At 57.0% G+C, this 2,117-nt stretch carries 3 protein-coding genes; 1 reads left to right on the plus strand and 2 read right to left on the minus strand.

Annotated elements, in window-relative coordinates; translation table 11 throughout:
* Nucleotides 1–275 precede the first annotated feature (275 nt).
* Entirely contained in the window at nucleotides 276–464 is a 189-nt protein-coding gene (locus tag BZ163_RS00110; RefSeq protein WP_128869324.1) for a hypothetical protein, read from the plus strand.
* Nucleotides 465–621: 157 nt separating this feature from the next.
* Here the strand turns inward: BZ163_RS00110 and BZ163_RS00115 are convergent, their stop codons facing one another.
* Complete coding sequence (locus tag BZ163_RS00115) at nucleotides 622–1,164, minus strand: DUF2058 domain-containing protein (protein ID WP_128869325.1); 543 nt, start codon at nucleotides 1,162–1,164, stop codon at nucleotides 622–624.
* A 28-nt stretch (nucleotides 1,165–1,192) separates the two neighbouring features.
* Nucleotides 1,193–2,026 (minus strand): nucleoside triphosphate pyrophosphohydrolase, encoded by an 834-nt coding sequence (gene mazG / locus BZ163_RS00120; protein WP_128869326.1) that lies wholly within the window; start codon nucleotides 2,024–2,026, stop codon nucleotides 1,193–1,195.
* Between the last annotated feature and the right edge of the window lie 91 nt (nucleotides 2,027–2,117).

A 2,117-nucleotide genomic window follows, 5' to 3' on the forward strand; every position in this document is an offset into this window, starting at 1 on the left:
CCGGCGAAGGCGTACCCAAAGAACGCCTTCGCCGGCAAGCCTGGCGCCTACAGGTACCGGTTTCAATTCGCCGTTTTGTCGTCGCGAACATGAAGCTTTTGTCATGAAACTTAACGCCCTGCGACCAAATGCCGCGTGTTTGGCGGGCTGCAGGACTTTTGCCGATTCTGCAAAAATCAGTTGCCGGACTTAGTCGTTTACTTAGCAAGCTACCAAAATATATAACAAAGGCCTGCACACGCCTTGCTGCAGATAACAGAGATTGGAGCTAGCAGATGACTGTAAAAGTAACTGAACGCGACGATTCACATAAATCCCATGAAGGCGTAGCCGCCGGTATCCGGATCTGGGATGTACATCAACAAGACATGCTGGTGGGGATGTTTCATTCCGAGACTGACGCCCATAATTACAAGGCAGAACTCGAAATACTGGAGCAGCAACGCGAACGGCTATCCGCATAAGCAATTGTAGGAGCGAGCTTGCTCGCGAAGGTCTCAAGAGCGCCGCGTTTAATCAGTAAACACGCGTTATCGTTATCGTCCATCGCGAGCAAGCTTGCTCCTACAGAACGGCATTACCGCATCAGCGGAGTTTGTCGTTGTTACAGCCTTTGACGCCTTACCACATCAGATCGTCCGGGATCTGGAAGGCCGCGTACGGATCGTCCTCGGCGGCCGCTTCTGCGGTCTGCACATTCAACTGCACGATACGTTGCGGATCGCGCTCCTGAATCTTCAGGGCCGCCTCGCGCGGGATCACTTCGTAGCCGCCGGCATGGTGCACGATCGCCAGCGAACCGTTGCTGAGCTTGTTGCGCATCAGCGTATTGACGGAGAGACGCTTGACCTTCTTGTCGTCAACGAAGTTGTAGTAATCCTCGGTGGTCAGCTTCGGCAGACGCGAGACTTCGATCAATTGTTTGACCTGGGCGGCGCGGGCTTTGGCCTCGGCCTTCTCCTGTTGCTGACGGTTCAGCTCCTGGTCGCGCTTGACCTTCTCGGCCATGGCTTCCTGAGCTGCCCGCTGCTGCGAGTCATCCAGTTCGATCTGGCCTTTGTGGACCAGGCGTTGCTGCTTCTGTTTTTCTTTGCCGACCTGCTTGGCCTGCTTCTGATTGACCAGCCCTGCTTTGAGCAACTGGTCGCGAAGGGAAATGCTCATGGTGCTTATTTCTCACTTAGGCAACTGCTCAACCGCAGCTGGGCATATTCTTTTCCTGACGTTTGGCTTCGCCCCACAAGGCGTCCAACTCTTCGAGGGTGCAATCTTCCATGGGACGGTGGGTGTCGCGCAATGCCTGTTCGATAAATCGGAAGCGTCTTTCGAATTTGCTGTTGGCACCTCGCAAGGCAGTTTCCGGGTCGACCTTGAGATGACGCGCCAGATTGACCACGGAAAACAGCAGATCACCGACCTCATCGGCAATCGCTGCCGAGTCATTGTCGGCCATGGCTTCCAGCACTTCATCGAGCTCTTCGCGCACTTTGTCGAGCACCGGCAAAGCGTCCGGCCAGTCGAAACCGACCTGCCCTGCGCGTTTCTGCAACTTCGCCGAACGGGACAATGCCGGCAGTGCCGCGGGCACGTCGTCGAGCAAGGACAGCTGTTCGGGCGCCGAAGATTTCTCCGCCCGCTCTTCAGCCTTGATCTCTTCCCAGCGCTGCTTGACCTGTTCTTCACTCAGTCGCGGAACATCCAGCGGCGCGTACAGATCGCCGGTGGGGAACACATGAGGATGGCGGCGGATCAACTTGCGGGTGATGCTGTCGACCACCCCCGCGAATTCGAAGCGCCCTTCTTCCCGGGCCAGTTGGCTGTAGTAGACCACCTGGAACAACAGATCCCCCAATTCACCCTGCAAGTGATCGAAATCACCGCGCTCGATGGCGTCGGCGACTTCGTAGGCTTCCTCAAGGGTGTGCGGGACGATGGTGGCGTAGGTTTGTTTGATGTCCCACGGGCAGCCGAACTGCGGGTCGCGCAGGCGGTTCATCAGGTGCAGCAAATCTTCAAGTGTGTACATCCCTTATTCCCGTCAAACACCCCCTGTAGGAGCCGGCTTGCCGGCGAAGGCGGCCTCAAGCCATGCGCTGGCCGGATGGACGCCTTCGCCG

It is taken from the genome of Pseudomonas sp. VI4.1 (genome assembly GCF_002029345.1).
Classification (GTDB): Bacteria; Pseudomonadota; Gammaproteobacteria; order Pseudomonadales; family Pseudomonadaceae; genus Aquipseudomonas.

Bases quoted from the DNA above. Each gene is read 5' to 3' on its own strand.
- BZ163_RS00110 (WP_128869324.1), top strand. From the start codon at position 276: ATGACTGTAAAAGTAACTGAACGCGACGATTCACATAAATCCCATGAA.
- BZ163_RS00115 (WP_128869325.1), bottom strand. From the start codon at position 1,164: ATGAGCATTTCCCTTCGCGACCAGTTGCTCAAAGCAGGGCTGGTCAAT.
- mazG (WP_128869326.1), bottom strand. From the start codon at position 2,026: ATGTACACACTTGAAGATTTGCTGCACCTGATGAACCGCCTGCGCGAC.